This window comes from Mycobacterium sp. DL, from assembly GCF_039729195.1.
Taxonomy (GTDB): domain Bacteria; phylum Actinomycetota; class Actinomycetes; order Mycobacteriales; family Mycobacteriaceae; genus Mycobacterium; species Mycobacterium hippocampi_A.
The window spans coordinates 5146826-5171863 of sequence record NZ_CP155796.1 but is presented as its reverse complement, the minus strand read 5'-3'; the positions used below and the strand labels follow the sequence as shown (position 1 = coordinate 5171863).

Here is a 25038-nt window from a genome sequence, read left to right as displayed (position 1 = left end):
CATCCCCTGCCACTCGATCCTCGAGCGCACGGTTGGTGACGGTTTCCGGCTGAAATCCATCAGAAACCGTACTTTGGACGGGTGATCCCCGCCGCACGGCTGCGGTGATGGTGTGACCGCAATGACCATAAGCACGTTGCGTGGTCGGGTCCCCGGCGGAAGCGCTAGCCTTTACAAGGCGGAAATGCGGGAGACCGCACACCGGGGTTGGATTGGGTGGCCGGCTGCCGCTGGGGGCTGGCTCGAAGCGAAGAATTGAGGCGAACAGCAGCCGTGAATTCACCTTCACCATTCGGTCAGAACGAGTGGTTGGTCGAAGAGATGTACCGCAAGTTCCGAGAGGATCCCTCGTCGGTCGACCCGAGTTGGCACGAGTTCCTCGTCGATTACTCCCCCGAACCCACCGGTGACGCCGCCGCCGTGCGCAGCGCACCGCGCTCCGCCCCGAGCGGGAACGGAAAATCCGCTCCCACCACCGCGCCCGAACCCGCACCACCGCCACCGCCGAAAGCCACAGCCACCAACGGCGCCGGGAAACCCAAGGAAACCGGGTCCGACGCGGGCACCCCGAAGCCGAAGGCCGACAAGCCCGCCCCCAAGGCAGCCGCCCCCGAGAAGACGCCGGCCAAGAAGCCGGACGCGCCTGCGAAGAGCGCGCCGGCCGCCACCGAGGACGAGACCCAGGTGCTGCGCGGCGCCGCAGCGGCCGTGGTGAAGAACATGTCGGCATCGCTGGACGTGCCCACCGCGACCAGCGTGCGCGCCATCCCGGCCAAGGCGATGATCGACAACCGGATCGTCATCAACAACCACCTCAAGCGCACCCGTGGCGGCAAGATCTCGTTCACCCATCTGCTGGGGTACGCGATCGTGCAGGCGGTCAAGAAGTTCCCGAACATGAACCGCCATTTCGCCGAGGTCGACGGCAAGCCCAATGCGGTCACGCCGGCCCACACCAACCTCGGCCTGGCGATCGACCTTCCCGGCAAGGACGGCAAGCGCTCGCTGGTGGTAGCTGCCATCAAGAACTGCGAAACGATGAGCTTCGGTCAGTTCATCGCGGCCTACGAGGACATCGTGCGCCGCGCCCGCGACGGCAAGCTGACCGCCGAAGACTTTGGCGGGGTGACGATCTCGTTGACCAACCCCGGCACCATCGGAACCGTGCACTCGGTGCCCCGGCTGATGCAGGGTCAGGGCGCGATCGTCGGCGCCGGCGCGATGGAGTATCCGGCGGAGTTCCAGGGCGCCAGCGACGAGCGCATCGGTGAACTCGGAGTCGGCAAGCTGATCACGCTGACCTCGACCTACGACCACCGCATCATCCAGGGCGCGGAGTCGGGCGATTTCCTGCGCACCATCCACAACCTGCTGCTCGACGACGAGTTCTACGACGAGATCTTCCGCGAACTCGGTATCCCGTACGAGCCGGTGCGCTGGCGCATCGACAACCCCGATTCGATCGACGACAAGAACGCCCGCGTCATCGAACTGATCGCCGCCTACCGCAACCGCGGACACCTGATGGCCGATATCGACCCGCTGCGGTTGGACAACACCCGCTTCCGCAGCCACCCCGATCTCGACGTCAACACCCACGGGCTGACGCTGTGGGATCTGGATCGCGAATTCAAGGTCAACGGCTTCGGAGGCCAGACCACCAAGAAGCTGCGCGACGTGCTGGGGTTGTTGCGTGATGCCTACTGCCGCCACGTGGGTGTCGAGTACACCCACATCCTCGAACCCGAGCAGCAGAAGTGGCTGCAGGAGCGGATCGAGGTCAAACACGAGAAGCCCACGGTCGCCGAGCAGAAGTACATCCTGAGCAAGCTCAACGCGGCCGAGGCGTTCGAGACGTTCCTCGCAACCAAATATGTTGGCCAGAAACGATTCTCGCTCGAAGGCGCGGAAACCGTCATCCCGATGATGGACGCCGCGATCGACCAGGCCGCCGAACACGGCCTCGACGAGGTCGTCGTCGGCATGCCGCACCGCGGCCGGCTCAACGTGCTGGCCAACATCGTCGGCAAACCGTACTCGCAGATCTTCACCGAGTTCGAGGGCAACCTGAACCCGTCGCAGGCGCACGGTTCGGGCGACGTCAAGTACCACCTGGGCGCGACCGGCAACTACATCCAGATGTTCGGCGAGAACGACATCACCGTGTCACTGGTCGCCAACCCGAGCCACCTGGAAGCGGTCGATCCCGTCCTCGAAGGCCTGGTCCGCGCGAAGCAGGACATGCTCGACAAGGGCAACGGGCCCGACGGGTTCACCGTCGTGCCGATGATGCTGCACGGCGACGCCGCGTTTGCCGGCCAAGGTGTGGTCGCCGAGACGCTGAACCTGGCGCTGCTGCGCGGGTACCGCACCGGCGGAACGATCCACATCATCGTCAACAACCAGATCGGGTTCACCACCTCGCCGAACGACTCGCGCTCCTCGGAGTACTGCACCGACGTCGCCAAGATGATCGGCGCGCCGATCTTCCACGTCAACGGCGACGACCCGGAGGCTGCGGTGTGGGTCGCCAAGCTGGCCGTCGACTTCCGGCAGCAGTTCAAGAAGGACGTCGTCATCGACATGTTGTGCTACCGGCGACGGGGCCATAACGAGGGCGACGACCCGTCGATGACCCAGCCGAACATGTACGACGTCATCGACACCAAGCGCGGCGTGCGCAAGACCTACACCGAGTCGCTGATCGGCCGCGGCGACATCTCGATGAAGGAAGCCGAAGACGCGCTGCGGGACTACCAGGGCCAACTCGAACGGGTATTCAACGAGGTCCGCGAACTCGAGAAGCACACCATCGCGCCCAGCGAGTCGGTCGAGTCGGACCAGATGGTTCCGGCCGGGATGAACACCGCGGTGGACAAGTCGATGCTGGCCCGCATCGGCGACGCACACCTTGCGGCCGACGAGGACTTCAGCGTGCATCCGCGGGTGAAGCCCGTGCTGGAGAAGCGCCGGGAGATGGCCTACGAGGGCAAGGTCGACTGGGCCTTCGCCGAGCTGCTGGCACTCGGGACGTTCCTCGCCGAAGGCAAGACGATCCGGTTCACCGGACAGGACACCCGGCGCGGCACGTTCACCCAGCGTCATGCGGTGATCATCGACCGCAAGACCGGCAGGGAGTTCACCCCGCTGGACCTGCTGACGGTCGACACCGACGGCAACCCCACCGGCGGCAAGCTGATGATCTACGACTCGGCGCTCTCGGAGTTCGCCGCGGTGGGCTTCGAGTACGGCTACTCGGTGGGCAACCCCGACGCGCTGGTGTTGTGGGAGGCGCAGTTCGGCGACTTCGTCAACGGGGCTCAGTCGATCATCGACGAGTTCATCAGCTCCGGCGAGGCCAAGTGGGGCCAGCTCTCCGATGTGGTGCTGCTGCTCCCCCACGGCCACGAGGGCCAGGGGCCCGACCACACCTCGGGGCGCATCGAGCGGTTCCTGCTGCTGTGGGCCGAGGGGTCGATGACCATCGCGATGCCGTCCACCCCGGCGAACTATTTCCATCTGCTGCGACGCCACGGACTCGACGGCATCCACCGGCCGCTGATCGTCTTCACCCCGAAGTCGATGCTGCGCAACAAGGCCGCCGTCAGTGATCTGCGGGACTTCACCGAGATGAAGTTCCGCTCGGTCCTCGAGGAGCCCACCTACACCGAGGGCACCGGCGACCGCAGCGCCGTGAAGCGGGTTCTTCTGACCAGCGGCAAGCTGTACTACGAGTTGGCGGCCAGGAAGAACAAGGAACAGCGCGACGATGTGGCGATCGTCCGCATCGAGCAGCTGGCTCCACTGCCGAGGCGGCGACTGGCCGAGACGCTCGATCAGTATCCGAATGCCCAGGAGTACTTCTGGGTCCAGGAGGAGCCGGCGAACCAGGGCGCCTGGCCGACGATGGGGCTGACGCTGCCCGAGGTGCTGCCGGAGAAGCTCACCGGGATCAAGCGCATCTCGCGCCGCGCCATGTCGGCACCGTCGTCGGGCTCATCGAAGGTGCACGCGGTCGAGCAGCAGGAGATCATCGACGAGGCGTTCGGCTAGTCCCGTTGCACCGCGAGCGCGCATGTCTGCACACCGACACGCCGTAAATCGTGTGCACATGCGCGCGCTCGGCACCCGCGAAGGTGCGCTGCCCGTCAGAAGAACGAGAACGGGATCCCGTCGGTCATCGCGTCGACTGCGCGCGGGCAGAAGATCGTGATGGCCAGCCCGGTGAACATCGTCGCGGGCCCGAGCGGCCGGCCGAGATCGTCGGCGATGTCGGCGGCGACGTTGGCCATGTTCTGTCCCGGTTCGGACAACATCGGGCACACCTCTTGGCCGACCCGCGTCGCAATTGCCGGATCGATGTCGCCGAGGCGGTAGTGCTGCAGCGTCGAGAGGAACGCATCGGTGGTGGGGTCGGCGTGTGCAGGAGCCGCGGACAACGTCGCTGCGATGGCGGAGGAGGCGACAAGGGCCGCGACGGCGGGGAACTTCGACTTCATGTCCTTAGTGTCGCTCGGCGGCCGCTCACCATTACCGGCCCCTTGCGAGGACGCGACCGCCCTCACATACGCGGGACCACGGGTACCGGGTAGGCTGACCCTCACTCAACACGCGTAGAACAACCCAAAAGGAGCGGATATGCAGGGCTTCGCCGGAAAGGTGGCCGTCGTGACCGGCGCCGGCTCAGGCATCGGTCAGGCGCTGGCCATCGAGTTGGGACGCTCCGGCGCCCACGTCGCGATCAGCGACATCGACACCGAGGGCCTGGCTGTCACCGAAGAGCGCTTGAAGGCCATCGGCGCCCAGGTGAAGTCCGACCGGCTCAACGTCACCGAGCGCGAAGCATTCCAGCTCTACGCCGACGGTGTCGCCGAGCACTTCGGCAAGGTCAACCAGATCTACAACAACGCGGGCATCGCGTTCACCGGCGACATCGAGGTCAGTCAGTACAAGGACATCGAGCGGGTCATGGATGTCGACTTCTGGGGTGTCGTGAACGGCACGAAGGCATTCCTGCCGCATCTGATCTCCTCCGGCGACGGGCACGTCGTGAATGTCTCCAGCGTCTTCGGCCTGTTCGCCGTGCCCGGCCAGAGTGCTTACAACGCAGCGAAGTTCGCGGTGCGGGGCTTCACCGAAGCGCTGCGCCAGGAGATGACACTGGCCAAACACCCCGTGAAGGTCACCTGTGTGCACCCCGGCGGCATCAAGACCGCGATCGCGCGAAATGCCACCGCCGCTGAGGGCATCGACGCCGACGAACTCGCCAAGACCTTCGACAAGAAGCTCGCCAGCACCACACCCGAGAAGGCCGCCCAGATCATTCTCGACGGGGTCCGCAAGAACAAGGCGCGAGTCTTGGTGGGCAACGACGCGAAGATGTTCGACATCGTCATTCGCGCCGTCGGCGCCCACTATCAGTCGCTGTTCCCCCGAGTGGTCTCCAAGCTGACGGGACCGGCGGCACACTGACCGGCTAGTTGCCGACGCCCAACGGGTGGGCGTCGAGCCACTGCCCGGCCACCGCGGCGGGATCGTCGCCCTCGGCGACCTGACGGCGCATGTCGGCCAGAGAGCCGGTGTCCAGCACACCGGCGATCTCGTTGAGCGCCAACACCTGCGACTCGTTCAGTTCGTTGCGCCGATACAGCGGCACCACGTTCTCGGCACGGATCAGGGCGGTCTCATCCGAGAGCACCACGATCTCCGACGGCACGTCCGGCGCGGCCGTCGTCGTCCACGCGGCGTCGATCTGACCCGACTGCAGCGCCGCGAACAAGCCGGCGTCGTCGGCGAACTCGCGCGCATCCGGCAACGTGCAGGTGCCGATGGAGGACGGCCGCGGGGTGCCCGTCACCGCTCCGATCGACACGTCCTCACACCGACCGACCATCGCCGACACGTCGCTTGTATCCCAGTCCGCAGCGGTGGTCTCGGTGATTCCGAGGGTGGGTTTGTCCTCCGCCGAGGTGGTGTAGTCGCCGCCCGCGACCCCTTCGGGCAGGACCGAGAGCAGCACCCGGTACACCTGTACATCTGATCGCGCCGGCACATCCGGGGCGAACCGCGTCAGCAGGGTCCCGGTGAAACCGGGTGCGACGCGGACCTCTCCCGAATCCAGTCCACCGATCGGATCGTCTCCGATCTGGACGTGAGCCGAATTGCCATAGAAGCGCAGCGCCGACGCGTAGAGATGAGCTAACAGTGCGGACTCCGGGTCGGCCGTCGCCCCGACAGGGATCGACGGCGCCGGTTCCGGCCCGCCGCAACCTGCGGCGACCAACATCGCGACCATCACGGCCGCCAGTCGGCCGAAGATGCGTGCCGGGCTCAGTCGCCTGAATCCTGGGACGCCGCGGCGACCGCAGCCGCCACCGCAGGACCGACCCGCGGGTCCAGCGCGCTCGGCACGATGTGATCGACGGCCAGATCGTCGCCCACCACGGAGAAGATCGCCTCGGCTGCGGCAACCTTCATCTTCTCGGTGATCCGGCGTGCGCCCGCATCCAGTGCGCCACGGAAGACGCCCGGGAACGCCAGCACGTTGTTGATCTGGTTGGGGAAGTCGCTGCGGCCGGTGGCCACCACGGCGGCGTACTTGCGCGCCACATCGGGGTGGATCTCGGGGTCGGGGTTGGACATCGCGAACACGATGCAGTCCGGTGCCATCGTGGCGATGAGCTCTTCGGGAACCAGACCGGCCGACACCCCCATGAAGACGTCGGCTCCGGCCAACGCTTCGGCGGTGCCCCCGCGCAGCCCGCGCGGGTTGGTCCGGGACGCCAGTTCGGCCTTGAAGGGGTTGAGGTCGTCGCGATCGGCCGACACGATTCCCTTGCTGTCGAGCACCGTGACGTCACCGATGCCCTTGGCCAAAAGGATGTTCGCGCAGGCGATACCGGCCGCACCGGCACCTGAGATGACGATCTTGAGCGTGTGCATGTCGCGATCGAGCACCGTGCTGGCGCCGAGCAGAGCCGCCAGCACGACGATGGCGGTGCCGTGCTGGTCGTCGTGCATGACCGGGCAGTCCAACGCCTCGATGACGCGGCGTTCGATCTCGAAGCAGCGTGGTGCGGAGATGTCCTCGAGGTTGACCGCGCCGAACGTCGGACGCAGGCGGATGATCGTCTCGACGATCTCGTCGGTGTCCTTCGTGTCGAGCACGATCGGGATCGAGTCCAGCCCGCCGAAGGTCTTGAACAGCGCGCTCTTGCCCTCCATCACCGGCAGCGATGCCGCGGGCCCGATGTCGCCGAGGCCGAGCACGGCGGTGCCGTCGCTGATCACCGCCACCAGCCTGTTGGCCCACGTGTACTTGGCTGCGAGGGTGTGGTCAGTCGCGATGGCCCGGCTGACCTGCGCCACCCCAGGGGTGTAGGCGATCGAGAGGGCACGCTGGGTGTCCAGGGGCGATTTCAGTTCGACAGAGAGCTTGCCGCCCTCGTGGGCGGCAAAGATCTCGTTGTCCTCGATGACAACCTGCGGCGTGGGGGCCATCGACGAGCGCTCGCGCGAGGAGTCGACCTCTGTTTCCGACACGGCTTCACCGTAGCCGACCGGGGGTACTCACTGTGATGGGTTCCCCATCGTGAGGCGATCCGGTAAGACCCGGCGCGTAGCATCCCTGCGTACCGACGTGGGGTGCTCGCCCTGTCTCGGAGGGAGGTCCGCGCATGCCGTCATTTCGCGCGTTGCCGCCGTCGCGGCTACGGCCCGGGACCCGCTTCGACGGGCCGGACGCCACGACGATTCACGTGCCCGTCGCGCGGGCGATGGTCGACTGCGGCGTGTACTGCGAGGGCACCCGACTGCCCGGTAAGTACACCCACGCCGCCGCTCTGGACAAGGTGCACGAGATCGAGGCCGGGGGCCGGGACGCGTTCGTCTGGATCGGACTGCACGAACCCGACGAGCACCAGATGCAAGCCGTCGCCGACGTGTTCTGCCTGCACCAACTCGCCGTCGAGGACGCAGTCCACGCCCACCAGCGACCCAAGCTCGAGCGCTATGACAAGACGCTGTTCCTGGTCCTCAAGACGGTGAAGTACGTCGACCACGAGTCGATGGCCAACGCGCGCGAGATCGTCGAAACCGGCGAGATCATGATCTTCGTCGGACCCGACTTCGTCGTCACCGTGCGTCACGGCGACCACGGCGGACTGGCCGGGGTGCGTAAGCGTCTCGAGGCTTCCCCCGCCACCCTCAAACTCGGCCCCTACTCGGTGATGCACGCCATCGCCGACAGCGTCGTCGACACCTACCTCGATGTCACCGAACTGATCGAGACCGACATCGATTCGATGGAGGAGGAGATCTTCTCGCCGCTGTCGCAGACCAACATCGAATGCATCTACCTGCTCAAGCGTGAGGTGGTCGAACTCCGCCGTGCCGTCAGCCCGCTGGCGACCGACTTCGAGCGCATCGGCACCGAGCACAACGACCTCATCAACGTCGAGATCCGCCGGTACATGCGCGATGTGCTCGACCACACCATCAAGGCCGCAGACCGCATCGCCAGCTACGACGAACTGCTCAGCTCGCTGGTGCAGGCCGCCTTGGGCAAGGTCGCCATGCAGCAGAACGTCGACATGCGCAAGATCTCCGCGTGGGTCGCCATCGCGGCGGTGCCGACCGCGGTGGCCGGCATCTACGGCATGAACTTCGAGAACATGCCCGAACTGCAATGGGTTTGGGGTTATCCCGCCGTGTTACTGCTGATGGCGACCGTGTGCACGCTGCTGTACCGGACGTTCCGAAGGAACAACTGGCTCTGAGTTCACGCAGGACTGGCGGCCCGCCGCTCACGCAGGACTGGCGGCCCGCCGCTCACGCAGGACTGGCGGCCCGCCGCTCACGCAGGACTGGCGGCCCGCCGCCGTGGATCCGTGGGATCGACCCCGTCCTGCACCCACGCCTCCCTCATCGCCTCAGCACCTTTCAGTCGCACCCAGGCCGCCTCCGTCGCGGTGATGGGAACCGCCGACAACACCCTCACCGGCGACAGCGGCTCCGGTAGGTCGACGTCGTCGATGTCACTGCGCCCCAGGAGATAGGCCGTGAACGGCGCGCCCTGCCACACCGGGGTCTCCAGGTCGACGAGTGCGTCGGGCTCCAGGATCAGCCCTTCGACGGCGGGCGCCGCGGCGACCACCGCGAGCGAGCGAGCCAGCCCGGCGGGCGAGGGACCGCGCAGGGCCATGACGATCTCGGCGCGGGGGCCGCGGACCGGATCTGCGAGCAACTCGGCCGGATCCACCATCGGGTTTCGGGAACAGCCCACCGAGACATACTGCGCAGCAACATTATCGGCGTCATCCGGGATACCGAATCGGATGACGGCGATGGGGTCGGCGCCGAGGAAGGTGACGCTGGCCTCCACCGGTTCTGCCGTGATTCCCCTCTCGGAGAAATGCTCGCGCAGATGCGCGCGCACCCGGGTCAGGACGTCACTCACCCGGCGACCGTCCCGCAGAACTCGAACCGCACGAGGCCCCGGCAGCGGCATCTGGAGATGTGATGATCACCCCGCTGGTCAAATCGTCAGGCGGGCCAGCAGATCCCGGCCCCGCTCGGCGCTCTGCGGGTCACACAGCACGTCGTAACGGCCGGCCACCAACTGCATCGTCGAGCTGAAATCTCTTGTGCCCCGTGCCATCGCATACGGAATCGCTGTGGTGATCAGTCCGAAGAACACACCTGCCACCAGACCCGTGACCAGTGCGCTCCACGGGTTCGGGCTGAAGAAACCGAGGATCAGGCCGATGAACAGACCCAACCAGGCGCCGGTGAGCACCCCGCCACCGAGGACTTTGGGCCAGGACAATTTCCCGGTGACCCGCTCGACCTGCATCAGGTCGACGCCGACGATCGTCACGTGCTCGACGGGAAACTCCTTGTCGGAGAGATAGTCGACGGCGCGCTGGGCCTCGGCATAGGTCGGATACGACCCGATCGGCCACCCCTTGGGAGGGGTGGGCAGTCCGACCGGCCTGCGACGACCTGCCGTCGGGACACTGGGTGCCGCACCGGGATTCTGTCCAGGCTGGAATGGGCTGGTCATATCCTTGACTCCTTCGATTGCGCCACGTGCAACGCTAGTCTGCATGCCAACGATCCGGACCCGTCAAAGGTGCCCCGGTTCGCGCTCACCCGCGTCTCACTGGGGTTCCCGCGCATTGCGCTAGGTTTATCAGCATGACAAATTCGGACGACGACGCACGCCGAATCGAATCTTCTGATTCCACCGGCAGTGGGTCCGAGCCACCACCCTCCGGTCACGAGGCGCCCCCGGTCGAGCAGTCGTCGAGCTCTTCGACGCCCCCGCCCGAGCCGTCGGACTACCCGCCGCCGCCGGCGTACGACGCGCCGCCGTCCTACACCCAGCCGCCCTCCGGATACGACGCACCGGCGTACACCCCGACCGGCTATCCGCCCTCCGGGGAGTTTCCGCCGGCCGGCTACCCGCCCCCGCAGGGCGGCTACTCGCCGCCGCCCGGTTACGGCTACCCGCCGCCCTATCCCGATCCGAACTCCTCGCCCTACCCCGACCAGGGTTACAGCGCGCAGGGGTATCCGCCGCCACCGCCCTACGGGAGCTACCCCCCGCCGCAAGGTGGATACCCGGCCGAGTACGGCTACGGCGCTCCGGTCCAGCAGGGCAACAACACCTTCGCGATGTGGTCGCTGGTCGCGTCGATCCTCGGCGTGTGCTGCGGTATCGGCTCCATCATCGGCATCGTGCTCGGTGTGATCGCGCTCAACCAGATCAAGCAGTCGCGTCAGGCCGGCCACGGATTGGCTGTCGCGGGCATCGCGGTCGGTGTGGTGACAATGCTGATCAGTCTCGCGTGGACCATTTCGGCCCTCGCCGCCTGACGTCACCCATACGGGCATGACTGCGAGCGGGCCGGAAGGGCCGGAGCGTTTCGACCCGCCGCTGGACTATCCGGCGGATGTCGGTCTGCCACCGCCGGTGTACCCGACGTCGTATCACGGCCTGCCGAATCCCGGCTACTACCAGCCTTATCCGGCGTACCCGCCGCCGAAGCCGCCCGGCTACAACGGCAAGGCCATCGCGGCGCTGATCACCTCGCTCGCGGGCATGGTCTGCTGTGGGCTGCCCTCGCTCGTCGGGATGGTGCTCGGGATCATCGCGATTCGCGAGACCAAACGCACCGGTCAGGACGGGCACGCGATGGCTGTGGCCGCGGTGATCGTCAGCGCGCTCGTCATGGTCGGCTATTTCCTCTACCTGCTGGTGACGGCCCTGCTGTACTCCAGCGACCTCTAGCCGGGCGGCTGGAACGGCTCGCCGTGGCGCTGCATGCCCGCGGCGCGGCCCTTACCGGCGACGACGAGTGCCATCTTGCGGCTGGCCTCGTCGATCATCTCGTCGCCGAGCATCACCGCTCCCCTCGCGCCACCGGCCCCCGAGGTGTGCCACTCGTAGGCCTCCAGGATGAGCTCCGCGCGATCGTAGGCTTCCTGTCGCGGGCTGTAGATCGTGTTGCCCGCCGCGATCTGGTCGGGGTGCAGCACCCATTTGCCGTCGTAGCCCAGCGCGGCTGACCGGCCCGCCACCCGGCGGAAGGCGTCGGTGTCGCGGACCCTCAGATAGGGCCCGTCGATCGCGGCGATGCCGTGGGCACGCGCGGCGACCAGAATCCGCATCAGCACATGGTGGTACGCGTCGCCGACGTCGTATCCCTCGGGCTGCTCACCCACCTCGAGCGTGCGCATGTTCAGGCTCGCCATCAGATCGGCGGGGCCGAGCACCAGCGCCTGCACACGTGGCGCATCGGCGATCGCGTCGATGTGGGTGAGGCCCCTGGCGTCCTCGATCTGTGCCTCGATACCGATCCGCCCCACCGGCAGACCGTGGGTGGCCTCGAGCTGGCTGAGGAGCAGATCCAGGGCATGCACGTGCGAGACATCGGTCACCTTCGGCAGCACCACGACGTCGAGGGACGCGCCCGCTCCCGCCACCACGTCGATGATGTCGGCGTGAGTCCACGGCGTCGTCCAGTCGTTGACGCGGACGCCACGCAACTGGCCGGCCCAGCCGGGCTCACCGAGGGCGGCCGCGACCTGTGCGCGCGCTTGCGTTTTCGCGCCCGGGGCGACGGCGTCCTCGAGATCCAGGAACACCTCGTCGGCGGGCAGTGTCTTGGCCTTCTGGATCATCTTGACGCTGCTGCCCGGCACGGACAGGCACGTCCGCCGGGGTCGATACCGGTTATCCACAACAACACTCTCTACCCTTGTCACCCATGGCGTCGGTCAACAGGGTCTATGCGGCTCGACTCGCGGGAATGGTCGTGCTCGGCCCCGACGGTGAATCCATCGGCCGGGTCCGTGATGTGGTCATCGGCATCAGCCTCGTCCGCCAACAACCGCGGGTGCTCGGCCTGGTCTGTGAGTTGCTGACCCGCAGAAGAATTTTCGTGCCCATTCTGCGCGTGACCGCCATCGAGCCCGGCGCGGTGACCCTGGCCACCGGCAACGTCTCGCTACGTCGCTTCTCGCAGCGTCCCGGTGAGGTGCTCGTCCTCGGGCAGGTCATCGAAACCCGGGTCCGCGTCGACGATCCCGACCTGACGCAGCTGGCGGGAATCGACGTGGTCGTGGTGGATCTCGGCATCGAGCAGACCCGAACGCGTGACTGGTTGGTCACCAGGGTCGCCGTCCGTCCCCAACGTCGGCTCGGCCGTCGCAGCAATGTGTACGCCGTCGACTGGCAGCACGTGCACGGTCTCACCCCGTCGGGTCTTGCGATGCCCGACCAGGGCGTGGCTCAACTGCTCGAGCAGTTCCAGGGGCAACGACCCGTCGAGGTCGCCGACGCCATCCGCGAGCTGCCGGTCAAGCGCCGCTACGAGGTGGTCAACGCGCTCGACGACGAACGCCTGGCCGACGTGCTGCAGGAGTTGCCCGAGGACCAACAGGTGGCGCTGCTGCGGCAGCTGAAAACCGACCGCGCCGCCGATGTGCTCGAGGCGATGGATCCCGACGACGCCGCCGACCTGCTGGGGACGATGACACCCGCGGATGCCGAGCAGTTCCTGCGCCGGATGGATCCGGAGGACTCCGAGGACGTCCGCCGACTGCTCGCCCACTCGCCGAACACCGCCGGCGGCCTGATGACGTCCGAGCCGGTGATCCTGGCTCCGGACACCACGGTCGCCGAAGCCCTTGCGCGGGTACGGGATCCGGACCTGACGCCGGCGCTGGCATCGCTCGTTTTTGTGGTGCGCCCGCCGACCGCCACTCCCACCGGACGCTATCTGGGGTGCGTCCATCTCCAGCGCCTCCTGCGCGACCCGCCCGCTGCACTGGTCAGTGGGATCGTCGACACCGACCTGCCCAGCCTGCGGCCGGAGGACTCGCTGAGCGCGGTCACCCGATACTTCGCCGCCTACAACCTGGTGTGCGGGCCGGTGGTCGACGACGAGAACCATCTGCTCGGCGCGGTCTCGGTCGACGACGTGCTCGACCACCTGCTGCCCGACGACTGGCGCGAACGTGAGGCCGAACTCGTGATCGAGACCGCCGAGAGGGCGACATGAGCGAATCGTCGGCACGCCAGCGCCTCGACACGCCCCGGATCTCCCGGTCGTTCGCCCCGCGACTGGACGTCGAGGCGGTCGGCCGGGTCAGCGAACAATTCGCCCGCTTCCTCGGCACGGGTCGCTACCTGGCGATCCAGACGATTCTGGTGATCGTCTGGATCCTGCTCAACATCGGGGCCTTCGCCTGGCAGTGGGATCCCTACCCGTTCATCCTGCTCAACCTCGCGTTCTCCACCCAGGCTGCATATGCCGCACCCCTGATCCTGCTCGCCCAGAACCGGCAGGAGAACCGCGACCGCGTCGCTCTCGAAGAGGACCGCAGGCGTGCCGAGCAGACCAAGGCCGATACCGAGTACCTGGCGCGCGAACTGGCCGCGCTGCGGCTTGCCGTCGGCGAACTCACCACCCGCGACTACCTGCGCCGCGAACTGGAGGAGATCCGCGACCTGATCGGCGAATTGCAGCAACCGACCGGCACCGAGTCCTCGGGCAGGCAGGCCTCCGAGCGGCGCTCCAAGAAAAAGGGGTGAGACGGCTGTGGCGATTGCTGTTACGGCATCGTTGCTCAATAGGTATGGTGACTTGGTTCACAGGCGATCTCACAGCTAGGACGGTTGAGTGCATATAGGGGGACGTTCAACCCTCCGAGCAGCGGGGCGGCGTGCGGGACGCGTTGCCCGCATGCCGGCCGTCGGCGTGGCCGCCGTGCTCACCCCCCTGGTGCTGGCGGGCGCCGTCGGAGCATCGGCGCCGTCCACTGTCACGGCGACCCGCGATTCCGCGGTGATGCCCCTGGCCGCCGTGGAGCGCACACCCGGAGACGAGTCCGGCGTATCGGTGGTGGCGGTCACCAAGACACCGACGCCGGTACGCATCGCCGCGAGCGCCGCGTCCTCACCACCCCCCGCAGCGGTGGTGAATTCCCCCGGGACACTTCGCATTCCGTCGATGGCGCTGTCGGCCTACCGCAACGCCGAGAGCATGATGGCAGCCGCCTACCCGGGCTGCGGTGTGAGCTGGAACCTGCTGGCCGGTATCGGCCGGATCGAGTCGATGCACGCTTACGGGGCCACCGACGCGCGGGGCAATGCGGTGCGGCCGATCTACGGGCCCGCGCTGGACGGCACGCTGCCCGGCAACGAGGTCATCGTGCAGAGTCGCAGCGCCGACCGCGTCACCTACGCCCGGGCGATGGGCCCGATGCAGTTCCTGCCCGGCACCTGGTCGCGCTACGCGTCAGACGGCGACGGTGACGGCAAGGCCGACGTACAGAACGTCTTCGACGCGTCGCTGGCGGCGGCCCGCTACCTGTGCAGCGGAGGGTTGAACCTGCGCGACCAGTCCGATGTGATGGCCGCGATACTGCGCTACAACAACTCGATGGCCTACGCCCGCAATGTGCTGAGCTGGGCGGCGTCCTACGCAACGGGTGTCGTGCCTGTCGACCTGCCCCCGATCAACGGGTCCGTACCGGCCCTCGGCAGCGGCAGCAGCGACAGCGGGAGCACGCACCTCGAGAGCACCCGGGGCCAGGGCCTCGGACCGGGAATGCCGTTGAATGCCACCGGCTTGCCGGCGAACGATCCGCTGTCGCTGATACCGCTCATGGAGCGCACCGACGCGGCCAGCCAGATCTCCACCAACCTGCCGGGATTCGCTCCGGGGCAATCGCTGGGCCCGCTGCCCGGCCCGGCACCCGCGCCGCAGGCCGCACCGCAGCCGGTGGCCCCGCCGCCGGCCTGGCTGCCTCCGTGGGTGCAACCGCCGCCGCAGCAGCAGCCGGAGTGCGCCGTGTTCTGCATCCAGAGCACCGCACCGCCGGCCGCACCTCCCGCCCCGGCGGGCCTGCCCGGACCGGCCGTTCCGGTGGCCCAACCGTTGCTTCCGCCGGGGCCGCCTGCACCGGTGGCTCCGCCGCCGCCCGGCCCGCTACCAGCCGCTCCGGGACCCGCGCCCGGCCCCGTGGGCTGAGCGCCGCGGTCGCCCGCATGCCGGCCGGCCCCTGTCGGCGGCCTAGACTCGCAGGCGATGTCCCCAACTCCGACTGACCTCGAATCCTCGGTGCGCGCCGCGCTGGCCAAGGTGATCGACCCCGAACTGCGGCGCCCGATCACCGACGTCGGCATGGTCAAGAGCGTCACCGCCGAAGCCGACGGATCCGTGCACGTCGAGGTGTACCTGACCACGTCGGCATGCCCGAAGAAAACCGAGATCACCGACAGCGTCAGCCGGGCCGTCAGCGACGTCCCCGGTACCGGCGCGGTCAAGGTGACCCTCGACGTCATGAACGACGAACAGCGCGCCGAACTCCGCAAGCAATTACGTGGCGATTCCCGGGAACCGGTGATCCCCTTCGCCCAGCCCGGTTCGCTGACCCGCGTGTATGCCGTCGCATCCGGCAAGGGCGGTGTCGGCAAGTCCAGCGTCACCGTGAACCTGGCCGCCGCGATGGCCGCACGCGGTCTGTCCGTCGGACTCCTCGACGCCGACATCTACGGGCACTCGGTGCCCAGGATGATGGGCACCGCCGACCGCCCGACCCAGGTCGACTCGATGATCCTGCCGCCCGTCGCCCACGACGTCCGGGTGATCTCCATCGCGATGTTCACCCAGGGCAACACGCCGGTGGTGTGGCGAGGGCCGATGCTGCACCGCGCGCTTCAGCAGTTCCTCGCCGACGTCTACTGGGGTGATCTGGACGTTCTGCTGCTGGACCTCCCGCCGGGCACCGGCGACATCGCGATCTCGGTGTCACAGTTGATTCCCGGCGCGGAGATCCTGGTCGTCACGACGCCGCAACTGGCCGCCGCCGAGGTGGCCGAGCGTGCCGGCGCGATCGCGCTGCAGACCCGGCAGCGCATCGTCGGCGTGGTGGAGAACATGTCCGGGCTGCTGCTGCCCGACGGAACCACGATGCAGATCTTCGGCGAAGGCGGCGGCGCCAAGGTCGCCGAGTCCTTGACGAGGGCGGTCGGCGCGGATGTGCCACTGCTGGGTCAGGTGCCGCTCGACCCCGCGCTGGTGACGGCGGGAGATTCCGGTGTCCCGCTGGTGTTGTCCGCCCCGGACTCCGTGGCCGGCAAGGCGCTGCGCGGCATCGCCGATGCGCTGTCGAGTCGCAAGCGCGGTCTGGCCGGTATGTCGCTCGGCCTCGATCCCGCAGGCCGCTAGCACCCGGCCCGCCGGCCCTGCCGGCCTGCGGGCATGCCGAAACGGTATTCCGCGCGGTCGTCACGCGAGATGTCGCGCGTGGAATACAGTTTCGGCGCGAAAGCTAGGTGGCGTCGCTGTCGAACGGAGTGGCCGCCGAGGGTTCGGGTTGCTTCGTGACAGGCTGTTTCGTGACAGCCGTGGCGGCGGCCTCGGCCGGACCGCCCGCCGACTGCGGCTTCTCAGCGGGGCGTTGCGCCCCGTCGAACTTGCCGGTGAAGATCGAATCGTCGCCGTCGAGAAGATGTTTGGTCAGCGCCGCACGTGGCGTCATGCCCCTGAGCTTCTGCAACTCGGACAGCGGCTCCCTCAGATCCTCGAACTCCGGACCGAAGTCGTCGCGCAACTGGCTGGTGGCACCGCTGATGTAGTCCCGCGCCTGACGCAGCGCCCCGGATGTCCAGCGGATCGCTCCTGGTAGCCGTTCCGGCCCGAGGATCACCAAACCGGCGATCACCAGGACCAACATCTCGCCCCAACCGACGTTGGCGAACATCGGCTACGTGCTGGTGTCCGGGCCGGGGGTCACTTCCAGCGTGACGTTGCGGCCGTCGCGGACCACCTCGATGGGTGCGGCCTCGCCGATCCTGAGTTGCCGGACGGCGACGACGAACTCGTCGGCGTCGGCGACCTCACGATCCCCCACCTTGACGACCACGTCGTTCTCGAGGATGCCCGCCCGCTCCGCCGGTCCGCCGGCGGTCACATTCGCGATCTGCGCGCCCTTGGACACGTCGTTACTGACCGATCGGGCTGTCAGGCCCAGCGTCGGGTGGGAGATCTTGCCGGCCTCGATCAACGTCTCGACGACCTGCTTGACCTCGTTGACCGGGATCGCGAAACCGAGGCCGCTGGCGCTGTCCGACAGTGACTTGCCCGCGGTGTTGATGCCGATGACCTCGGCGTTCATGTTGATCAATGGCCCACCGGAGTTGCCGTGGTTGATCGAGGCGTCGGTTTGCACGCCGTCGATGACGGTGTCGGTGTCCGAGCCGTCACCGGACAGGGGCACCGGGCGGTTGAGCGCGCTGACGATGCCGGTGGTGACCGTGCTGCGCAACCCGAGTGGCGCACCGGCGGCTATCACCTCTTCACCGACCTGGAGTTTCTCAGAGTCGCCCATCCGGGCGACGACGAGGTTGTCGACGTTGTCGACCTTGAGCACCGCCAGATCGGTCTTGGGATCGCGGCCGACCAGGTTGGCCGGCACCTCGGTGCCGTCGTTGAACACCACCGCCAGCTTGTACTTGCTGGGGTTGGTGGCCGCCTCGGAGATCACGTGGTTGTTGGTGACGACGTAGCCGCGGCCGTCGACGACGACACCGGAGCCCTGCGAGCCCTCGGTGTCGCTGGAAGCCTCGATGGTGACGACAGAATCAGCCACCGCGGCAGCGACCTCGGTGAACCGTCCGGGCGGCAGGTGGGGCCTGTCGCTGGTCTCCAGAGTCACTTTCGACGTGGTGAACGCTTCGACGACCTCTGCGGTCTTCCGACCCACCAGACCGCCGGCGACGCCGATGACCAGCGCCACGATGCCGAGCACCGCGAGTGCGGTGAAGGAGACCCTGCGGCCGAAGATCACATCGCGGACGCCCAGCTTGCCGGGCACTTCTGTGGGCGCCGCCTGGGCGGTCGGCACGAAGGCGGGAGTCCCCAGTCCTGCTGCGGCGCCCGGGTTGCGCCACGGATCGTCAAAATCGTCGGCGCTGTCGTCGCGTTCCGCGTCGAGCGCACCGGCGTCGGTGGGATGCCGCTGGAGTGACTCTCCGGGGGTACGGCCGAACGCCTGGGCCAGCACGGGGTCGGGAGCTTGGTCTTTGGGCGTGTACTCGCCCTGATCGCGGTACTGGCCGGCACCGGTGAACGAGCCGTCCACACCCGCGGGCCTGCCGAACGCTCGCTGGGCTGCCGGATCGACAGGAGGACGCGACACGGGACGCGGTTCGAGACGCTCCCGACCGGACTCATCCAGATTGCTCACCCGTTCATCACCCTCTGCTCAGGCGCCAGCAATCGCCGACGCGCGTCTCTTATCGACTCTGCTCCACCCTACCGACGCTTGCGACGGGTGCGCTCCACGCCGTCAGCCAGCTGTGGGGCTTCGGCCGGCTCCTGAACCTCGTCCGGAGCATGGTGCGGGATCTGAGACAGCAGGCCCAGCAAAGAACTCGGCATCGCCACCGGGCAGGAGTCCCGCAGCGCGGTTCGTGCCTGCCGCTGCGCGTCGACCTCCCACGCGCACTCTGGACACAACGAAAGATGATGGGCTGCGCGCAGGTGGGCGGTCATCCGCAATTCGCCGTCGACGAATGCCGCGACAGCCTCGGTCGACAGATGCTCGGTGGACCCGAACTGGCGCGGACCGACGGGTCCCTCGCTCTGCGAGGCGAACTGAGAGGGCAGCCACGAGAAGGCGCGCCGGAAGGCATGTCCGGGATCGACCATCAGCAGCTCCTCTCGGCTCGTGTGATGCCGCTGCATTCGAATGTAGCGCGGCATGCTGTGGAGCAACGCGCGAACGTCAGGCCGACTTGGCGATGGCGCGGAAACCCTCCGCGGTACCGGCGTCGGAATGGCGCGCCAAATGCTCACGCAGCGCCTGCCGCCCCCGGTGGATGCGGCTGCGAACCGTTCCCAGCTTGACGCCGAGAGTCGCGCCGATCTCCTCGTAGGACAGACCTTCGATGTCGCACAACACCACCGCCGCGCGGAACTCCGGGGGAAGCGAATCCAGTGCCGCCTGCAGGTCCGGCCCCAGCCGGGAGTCGTGGTAGATCTGCTCGGGGTTCGGCTCGTCGGCCGGAACCCGGTCGTAGTCCTCAGGCAGCGCTTCCATGCGGATGCGGCCGCGGCGGCGGACCATGTCGAGGAACAGGTTCGTGGTGATGCGGTGCAACCAGCCCTCGAATGTGCCGGGCTGGTAGTTCTGCACCGACCGGAACACCCTGATGAAGGTCTCCTGGGTGAGGTCCTCCGCGTCGTGCTGACTGCCGGACAGGCGATACGCCAGTCGATATACGCGGTCGGCATGCTGGCGGACGAGTTCGTCCCAGCTCGGCATCGCCGCTTTGTCTCCGGTTGCGTCGAACACCGCCGTGCCGGTCAACTCGTCGGTCGGCTCGACCCATTCGCCATCGGTGAACTGCTCGAGATGCGCCATCGACACAGGTGCGGCCACGGGAGCGGCAGCTGGGCCTATCTGGGTGGTGGTCGTCGGATCCTCCAAGTCATGAGTGCCGCGGTCGTCGGTGACCGACGGCTCGATATCGACAACGCGGTGCGACATGGCTTTCTTCCCCGCGTCGACCCCGGGGCGGAAGATGCCACTGCGTGCGCTGAATGCGCCGTCTGTCATGCGACTACCGTCTCCTGCGCTGGTGTGCCTGGCATATGAGCAAACTGAACATTTCCTGAGAAAGATTTCTACCCATTTTGCGACCAGCAAAAACAGTGGTCACGCTCGTGAAGTATCGGAACTGGGGGCGGGCGTGTCGCGGCACCCGGCACCAGCGCTTGGCTCTACGCTGCGGGGCATGGCCAGCACCGACGAGCCCGTGGTCGGCTCCGGCGACTCCGGGGCGAGGGCGAGTCAGGCGGAGGCGATCGTCGCCCACGCCGAACACTCGATCTCCGAGGACGCCATCGTCGCGGCGGCACGCGAACGCGCGGTGGACATCGGCGCGGGGGCGGTGACCCCGGCGGTCGGCGCTCTTCTCTGCGTCCTGGCCAAGCTGACCCGGGCGAAAGCGGTGGTCGAGGTCGGTACCGGCGCGGGAGTCAGCGGCCTCTGGCTGCTGTCGGGAATGCGCGACGACGGGGTTCTGACGACCATCGACGTCGAACCCGAACACCAGCGCATCGCCAAACAGGCCTACACCGAGGCGGGAGTCGGACCGGGCCGCACCAGGCTGATCAGCGGCCGCGCCCAGGAGGTCCTCACCCGACTGGCCGACGAGACCTACGACCTGGTGTTCATCGACGCCGACCCGGCCGACCAGCCGCAGTTCGTCGTCGAGGGGGTGCGACTGCTCCGCCCGGGAGGCGCCATCGTCGTGCATCGCGCCGCCCTGGGCGGGCGGGCCGGCGATGCGTCGGCCAACGACAGCGAGGTCGGCGCGGTGCGTGAGGCGGCCAGGCTGATCGCCGAGGACGAGCGACTCACCCCCGTGCTGATCCCGTTGGGCGACGGCTTGCTCGCCGCCGCCCGCGACTGACCCCCTTTCCCTCTCCTCGGCGAGCGCGCATGTCTGTGCGCCGACACGCCGCCAGTTCCGGCATTTTGCGCGCGCTCATCCCCGTCGACGACCACCCGCCTGCGCACTCTTGACCGCCCACTGAACATTCGTTTAGCATACTGAACATGCGTTCAGCAGCAGCGGACCGAACTGCCCTCGCCCGCATCCGTGACGCCGCGATCGACGAGTGGGGCCGCGACGGCTTCACCGTCGGCCTGCGCCGCATCGCCGAGGCCGCCGGGGTCAGCGCCGCCCTGGTGATCCACCACTTCGGATCCAAGGACGGTTTGCGCAAGGTGTGTGACGACTACATCGCCGACGTCATCCGCTCCACCAAGTCCGAGTCGATCCAGTCCTCCGACCCCGCAACGTGGTTCGCGCAGATGGCCGAGATCGAGGACTACGCGCCGATGATGGCCTACCTGGTGCGCAGCATGCAGGCGGGCGGCGATCTGGCAAAAACTCTGTGGCACACCATGATCGACAACGCTGAGCAGTACCTCGAGGAGGGCGTGCGGGCCGGGACGATCACCCCGAGCGTCGACCCGCGGGCCCGGGCCCGATTCCTGTCGATGAGTGGCGGCGGCAGCTTCCTGCTGTACCTGCAACTGCATGACAACCCCTCCGACTTGCGCGCTGTCCTACGGGACTACAGCGAGGAGATGTTGTTACCCGCTCTGGAGATCTACACCCACGGCCTGATGAGGGACTCGACGATGTTCGACGCCTTCATGGAAAAGCGCGAGCAGGGCATCCCGTTCACCTCGGATGAAGGAGTTCACGATGACTGAGCAGGGCACCAGACTCGCCGTCGAGATCAGCGGCCTGTCGAAATCGTTCGGGCGCACCAAGGCTCTCGACGGCCTCGACCTCGCTGTCGCCCCCGGCGACGTGGCCGGCTTCCTCGGCCCCAACGGGGCGGGCAAGTCCACCACACTGCGAGTTCTCCTCGGGCTGCTTCGCGCCGACAGCGGCACCGTGCGACTGTTGGGCGGCGACCCCTGGCGTGACGCGGTGAAACTGCATCGTCGGATCGCCTATGTGCCAGGTGATGTCACGCTGTGGCCCAACCTCACCGGAATGCAGGCGATCAATTTCCTCGCCGACCTCCGGGGCAGAAGCGCCGTCGACACCAAGCGCAGAGACGACCTGATCGAGCGCTTCGAACTCGATCCACACAAGAAAGCCCGCACCTATTCCAAGGGCAACCGGCAGAAGGTGGCGATCGTCGCCGCCTTCAGCACCCGCAGCGAGCTGTTCGTCCTCGACGAACCGACTTCAGGCCTGGATCCGTTGATGGAGCACGCGTTTCAGCAGTGTGTCCGCGAAGTCGCGGACCAGGGTGCGGCAGTGCTGCTGTCCAGCCACATCCTGGCCGAAGTCGAAAAGCTCTGCCGCACCGTGACGATCGTGCGGGCGGGCCGGACGGTCCGGTCCGGGACGCTGGAGCAGATGCGGCATCTGATGCACACCACCATCACCGCACGCACCCGCGGCGACGGCCGCGCCCTGGAGCGGGCACCGTACGTCCACGATCTTCGCGCACAGGACGGTCGACTGCACTTCTCCGTGGACCGCGACGACCTCGACCGGGCGATGTCCGACCTGACCGGCTTGGGCATCGAGGAACTGACCGTATCGCCGGCCTCTCTCGAGGACATGTTCCTGCGGGAGTACCAGGGGACGGGCCGATGAGCGCCGGCGCGACCACCACCGCGTCGCCGACGACGGCGAGGCGCCATGCCGCATCTCCGGCAGTATCGCGCTGGACCGGCACCGGTCATTTGATCCGCCTGGCGCTGCGCCGCGATCGGGTCCGGCTGTCGGTGTGGATCACCGCACTGACCGCGATGATGGCGTACGCACCCACCACCATCGAGCTCGCATACCCCGAAGAGGCACAACGCCTGGCACGGGTCGAACTCCTCAAGACCCCTGCCGGAATGATGTTGGGCGGCCCCATGTTCGGTGGCAACGAGACCGAACTCGGGGCGATGATGGCCAACGAGATGATGCTCACGTTGATCGTCGCCACGTCGATTCTCGGGATTCTCACGGTTGTTCGACACACTCGCGCCGAGGAGGAGAGCGGAGCCGCCGAACTGGTGCTGGCTTCAGTCGTCGGCCGCTACGCCAGGACCACCGCCGCTCTGGTTCTTGTCGCCGCGGTCAATGTGGTTCTCGCCGTGACCATGACGGCCGCGATGGCGGCGACCGGCTTCGACCTGATCAACACCGCCGCGATGTGCGTGGGAGTCACCGCGGTGGCCACCGTGTTCGGCGCCGTCGCGGCCGTGACCGCACAGCTGTGGCGAACCGCGCGCGCCGCTACGGGTGCGGCGATGGCCACCCTCGCCCTGGCCGCGCTGGTCCGCGGGGTCGGCGACGTCATCAACAACTCGGGCAGCGTGCTGAGTTGGTTCTCCCCCATCGCATGGGCCCAGCAGATGCGTGCGTTCGTTGATCTGCGGTGGTGGCCACTGGCCCCGCTGATCCTGCTGACCATCGCAGTGGTCCTCGCCGCCGCGCTGCTGGAAGCCCGCCGCCAGTACGACGACGGCACCATCGCCTCGAGCGGCGAACGTCCCGACGCGCGCCCCGTCCGCGGTGTGCTCGGCATGCACCTCGTTCTGCAGCGCGGCCAGACCGTCGGCTGGTCGGTGGGTCTGTTCGTAGCGGGACTGGCGTTCGGATCGATGACGAAATCGCTGATCGATGCGGCCGAGGGCAACGAGTTGCTCGCCCGGATCATGTCCACCCAGGGCAATGACGGGGTCTATACGACGATGTCGCAGTTTCTCGCTGCCGCGGCATGCGCCTACACGGTGTCCGCCGTGTTGCGGGTGTACGCCGACGAACAGTCCGGACTCGGCGAGGCCGTGCTCGCAGGAGCGGTGTCACGCCGCCGGTGGCTGTTCACCGCGGTGGCATCGGCAGTCCTCGGTTCGGCGGTGTTGATGTTCTTCGCCGGTCTCGGCAACGGCCTGGGCGCCGGGCTGACACTGGCAGAACCGCACACCGTGGCGCGACTCACGCTGGCCGGACTGGCCTTCGTCCCTGCTCTCGCGGTGATGGCAGGCGTCGCGGCTCTTGCGGTGGCGGTGCGACACACCTGGATCGGCTGGCTCGCCGTGACCTTCGTCGTCACCTCGCTCTACCTCGGCGCGCTACTGCGCTTGCCGCGCTGGCTGCTCGACCTCTCACCCGTCGCGCAGACCACGGTCCCCACCGAGGTACCCGTCACCGCCTTGCTCGTGATGGTCGCGGCGGCAACAGCTTTGACGTTGGCTGCCGGATTCCTGTACAGGCGCCGAGACGCCGTGTGAGGAGAGAATCATGAAGCTTGCGCTGCAGTCCCTGGCATCGGCTCTGTTCGGCCTCCTGCTCTTCGGGTCGGCGCTGTTCCTGCCTGCCGGGACGTTTCACTACTGGCAGGGCTGGGTGTTCATCGCGGTGTTCACGGTCTGCACCCTGGTGCCCAGCAGTTACCTGGCGGTGCGCAGTCCCGCCGCGTTGGAGCGCAGGCTCAGAGCCGGACCCACCGCGGAAACCCGTCCCGCTCAACGGATCATCATCTCCGCCGCCGGGGCTGCCTTCGTGGCGGTGCTGGTGGTCAGCGCCTTGGACTGGCGATTCGGCTGGTCACCGGTACCGGTGTGGCTGGTGGTGGTCGGCAACCTCGCTGTCGCGGTCGGGCTGGTCGGAGCCCAACTGGTCGTGGTGCAGAACCAGTACGCGGGTTCGACCATCCGGGTCGAGGACGACCAGCCCCTGGTGTCCACCGGGATGTACGGCGTGGTCCGGCACCCGCTGTACAGCGCGTCGCTGGTCATGATGATCGGCTTGCCGCCGGCCCTCGGGTCGTTGTGGGGGCTGGTGGTGGTGGCGCTGACATTTCCGGCCGTACTTGTGGCCCGCGTTGTCGACGAGGAGAAAGCACTGGTCGACGAACTGGCGGGTTACCGCGAATATCGGGCGCGGGTGCGATACCGGTTGATTCCCGGAGTGTGGTGAAAGATCCG

General features: G+C 67.5%; 24 protein-coding genes. 14 read left to right on the top strand and 10 right to left on the bottom strand.

Annotation, left to right across the window (positions count from 1 at the left end; translation table 11 throughout):
• Positions 1-321: 321 nt before the first annotated feature.
• Entirely contained in the window at positions 322-4053 is a 3732-nt protein-coding gene (locus tag ABDC78_RS24770; protein WP_347133538.1) for a multifunctional oxoglutarate decarboxylase/oxoglutarate dehydrogenase thiamine pyrophosphate-binding subunit/dihydrolipoyllysine-residue succinyltransferase subunit, read from the top strand.
• A 95-nt stretch (positions 4054-4148) separates the two neighbouring features.
• On the opposite strand, the gene ABDC78_RS24765 is transcribed toward ABDC78_RS24770, so the two are convergent.
• Positions 4149-4499: a DUF732 domain-containing protein gene (locus ABDC78_RS24765; protein WP_178357947.1), complete on the bottom strand. Its 351-nt coding sequence runs from the start codon at positions 4497-4499 to the stop codon at positions 4149-4151.
• Positions 4500-4638: 139 nt separating this feature from the next.
• Between ABDC78_RS24765 and ABDC78_RS24760 the strand changes: the two genes are divergently transcribed.
• On the top strand, positions 4639-5472 hold the full coding sequence (locus ABDC78_RS24760) for an SDR family oxidoreductase (RefSeq protein ID WP_178357948.1): 834 nt from the start codon (positions 4639-4641) through the stop codon (positions 5470-5472).
• A gap of 4 nt (positions 5473-5476) precedes the next feature.
• Here the strand turns inward: ABDC78_RS24760 and ABDC78_RS24755 are convergent, their stop codons facing one another.
• Both ABDC78_RS24755 and ABDC78_RS24750 read right to left on the bottom strand, forming a co-directional pair.
• On the bottom strand, positions 5477-6295 hold the full coding sequence (locus tag ABDC78_RS24755; protein WP_178358064.1) for a glycine betaine ABC transporter substrate-binding protein: 819 nt from the start codon (positions 6293-6295) through the stop codon (positions 5477-5479).
• 35 nt (positions 6296-6330) lie between these two features.
• On the bottom strand, positions 6331-7500 hold the full coding sequence (locus tag ABDC78_RS24750) for an NADP-dependent malic enzyme (RefSeq protein WP_178358065.1): 1170 nt from the start codon (positions 7498-7500) through the stop codon (positions 6331-6333).
• Between the two features lie 176 nt (positions 7501-7676).
• Between ABDC78_RS24750 and corA the strand changes: the two genes are divergently transcribed.
• Entirely contained in the window at positions 7677-8777 is a 1101-nt protein-coding gene (gene corA, locus ABDC78_RS24745) for a magnesium/cobalt transporter CorA (RefSeq protein WP_178357949.1), read from the top strand.
• A gap of 77 nt (positions 8778-8854) precedes the next feature.
• On the opposite strand, the gene ABDC78_RS24740 is transcribed toward corA, so the two are convergent.
• Positions 8855-9457 (bottom strand): suppressor of fused domain protein, encoded by a 603-nt coding sequence (locus ABDC78_RS24740; protein ID WP_178357950.1) that lies wholly within the window; start codon positions 9455-9457, stop codon positions 8855-8857.
• 78 nt (positions 9458-9535) lie between these two features.
• Positions 9536-10063, bottom strand: a complete 528-nt coding sequence (locus tag ABDC78_RS24735; protein WP_178357951.1) for a general stress protein — start codon at positions 10061-10063, stop codon at positions 9536-9538.
• 134 nt (positions 10064-10197) lie between these two features.
• Between ABDC78_RS24735 and ABDC78_RS24730 the strand changes: the two genes are divergently transcribed.
• The gene (locus ABDC78_RS24730) at positions 10198-10878 is read left to right on the top strand and encodes a DUF4190 domain-containing protein (RefSeq protein ID WP_178357952.1); all 681 of its coding nucleotides are present in this window, start codon (positions 10198-10200) and stop codon (positions 10876-10878) included.
• A gap of 16 nt (positions 10879-10894) precedes the next feature.
• On the top strand, positions 10895-11293 hold the full coding sequence (locus tag ABDC78_RS24725) for a DUF4190 domain-containing protein (RefSeq protein WP_178357953.1): 399 nt from the start codon (positions 10895-10897) through the stop codon (positions 11291-11293).
• Here the strand turns inward: ABDC78_RS24725 and ABDC78_RS24720 are convergent.
• A complete protein-coding gene (locus ABDC78_RS24720) occupies positions 11290-12246 on the bottom strand; it encodes a CoA ester lyase (protein ID WP_178357954.1) in 957 nt (318 codons plus the stop codon). The two genes, ABDC78_RS24725 and ABDC78_RS24720, sit on opposite strands and share 4 nt — an antisense overlap.
• Positions 12247-12272: 26 nt before the next feature.
• Between ABDC78_RS24720 and ABDC78_RS24715 the strand changes: the two genes are divergently transcribed.
• The 4 genes from ABDC78_RS24715 to ABDC78_RS24700 all read left to right on the top strand — a co-directional run bounded on the left by ABDC78_RS24715 (position 12273) and on the right by ABDC78_RS24700 (position 16742).
• Positions 12273-13568: a CBS domain-containing protein gene (locus ABDC78_RS24715; RefSeq protein ID WP_178357955.1), complete on the top strand. Its 1296-nt coding sequence runs from the start codon at positions 12273-12275 to the stop codon at positions 13566-13568.
• On the top strand, positions 13565-14101 hold the full coding sequence (locus tag ABDC78_RS24710) for a DUF1003 domain-containing protein (protein ID WP_178357956.1): 537 nt from the start codon (positions 13565-13567) through the stop codon (positions 14099-14101). Before ABDC78_RS24715 ends, ABDC78_RS24710 begins: the two co-directional genes overlap by 4 nt.
• 88 nt (positions 14102-14189) lie before the next feature.
• Positions 14190-15542 (top strand): lytic murein transglycosylase, encoded by a 1353-nt coding sequence (locus ABDC78_RS24705; RefSeq protein WP_347133218.1) that lies wholly within the window; start codon positions 14190-14192, stop codon positions 15540-15542.
• A gap of 57 nt (positions 15543-15599) precedes the next feature.
• Entirely contained in the window at positions 15600-16742 is a 1143-nt protein-coding gene (locus ABDC78_RS24700) for a P-loop NTPase (RefSeq protein WP_178357958.1), read from the top strand.
• 103 nt (positions 16743-16845) lie between these two features.
• Here the strand turns inward: ABDC78_RS24700 and tatB are convergent, their stop codons facing one another.
• The 4 genes from tatB to sigE form a co-directional block, all read right to left on the bottom strand.
• The gene (gene tatB, locus ABDC78_RS24695) at positions 16846-17277 is read right to left on the bottom strand and encodes a Sec-independent protein translocase protein TatB (protein WP_178357959.1); all 432 of its coding nucleotides are present in this window, start codon (positions 17275-17277) and stop codon (positions 16846-16848) included.
• A gap of 3 nt (positions 17278-17280) precedes the next feature.
• The gene (locus tag ABDC78_RS24690) at positions 17281-18762 is read right to left on the bottom strand and encodes a trypsin-like peptidase domain-containing protein (protein ID WP_178357960.1); all 1482 of its coding nucleotides are present in this window, start codon (positions 18760-18762) and stop codon (positions 17281-17283) included.
• A gap of 68 nt (positions 18763-18830) precedes the next feature.
• Entirely contained in the window at positions 18831-19226 is a 396-nt protein-coding gene (rseA, locus tag ABDC78_RS24685) for an anti-sigma E factor RseA (RefSeq protein ID WP_178357961.1), read from the bottom strand.
• 76 nt (positions 19227-19302) lie between these two features.
• The gene (sigE, locus tag ABDC78_RS24680) at positions 19303-20067 is read right to left on the bottom strand and encodes an RNA polymerase sigma factor SigE (protein WP_178358066.1); all 765 of its coding nucleotides are present in this window, start codon (positions 20065-20067) and stop codon (positions 19303-19305) included.
• 247 nt (positions 20068-20314) lie between these two features.
• Here sigE and ABDC78_RS24675 point away from each other — a divergent pair, with 247 nt between their 5' ends.
• From ABDC78_RS24675 to ABDC78_RS24655, 5 genes are all read left to right on the top strand, one after another.
• On the top strand, positions 20315-20995 hold the full coding sequence (locus ABDC78_RS24675; RefSeq protein WP_178357962.1) for an O-methyltransferase: 681 nt from the start codon (positions 20315-20317) through the stop codon (positions 20993-20995).
• A gap of 146 nt (positions 20996-21141) precedes the next feature.
• Complete coding sequence (locus ABDC78_RS24670) at positions 21142-21807, top strand: TetR family transcriptional regulator (protein WP_178357963.1); 666 nt, start codon at positions 21142-21144, stop codon at positions 21805-21807.
• Complete coding sequence (locus tag ABDC78_RS24665) at positions 21800-22711, top strand: ABC transporter ATP-binding protein (RefSeq protein WP_178357964.1); 912 nt, start codon at positions 21800-21802, stop codon at positions 22709-22711. The genes ABDC78_RS24670 and ABDC78_RS24665 overlap by 8 nt, the downstream gene beginning before the upstream one ends.
• A complete protein-coding gene (locus ABDC78_RS24660) occupies positions 22708-24342 on the top strand; it encodes an ABC transporter (RefSeq protein WP_178357965.1) in 1635 nt (544 codons plus the stop codon). Before ABDC78_RS24665 ends, ABDC78_RS24660 begins: the two co-directional genes overlap by 4 nt.
• Positions 24343-24352: 10 nt before the next feature.
• The gene (locus tag ABDC78_RS24655) at positions 24353-25030 is read left to right on the top strand and encodes an isoprenylcysteine carboxylmethyltransferase family protein (protein ID WP_178357966.1); all 678 of its coding nucleotides are present in this window, start codon (positions 24353-24355) and stop codon (positions 25028-25030) included.
• Positions 25031-25038: the final 8 nt, after the last annotated feature.